This is a genomic window from Mesorhizobium sp. M5C.F.Ca.IN.020.32.2.1, from assembly GCF_004023105.1.
In the GTDB taxonomy this organism is placed as follows: Bacteria; Pseudomonadota; Alphaproteobacteria; order Rhizobiales; family Rhizobiaceae; genus Mesorhizobium; species Mesorhizobium wenxiniae.
Window position 1 is genome coordinate 1 of sequence record NZ_RZSX01001716.1, and the last position, 389, is coordinate 389.

At 66.1% G+C, this 389-nt stretch carries 1 protein-coding gene; it reads right to left on the reverse strand.

Annotated elements, in window-relative coordinates:
- Position 1: 1 nt before the first annotated feature.
- On the reverse strand, positions 2-389 hold a 388-nt coding region (locus EOA86_RS38310; protein ID WP_164892499.1), incomplete at its 5' end, for an FAD-dependent oxidoreductase.

The window sequence follows — 389 nt, forward strand, 5'->3', positions numbered from 1 at the left end:
CTCATGCCCTCCCGTTCGAGGTCAGTGCCCGGTGAATCGATTCGGCCGCGTCGCGGCCCTGCGCGACGGCGGAGACTGTCAGGTCGTCGCCGCCGAAGATGCAGTCGCCGCCGGCCCAGACGTTTGGCAACGAAGTGCGGCCTTCGACATCGACCTTGATGCGGCCGCCCTCCAAAGCAAGCAAGGCACCGCTGCCGTTGAGCGCAGCCGGGACAAAGCTCTGGCCGATGGCCTTGAACACCTGATCGGCGACCAGCGTCAGCTGCTCGCCGGTGCCGACGAGCTTGTCGCCATCCATCGCCGTATATTCGAGTTCGATGCCCGACACCTTGCCGCCTGCGGCAATGACCCGCTTCGGCTGCAGCCAGTGACGGATGGTGACGCCGTTG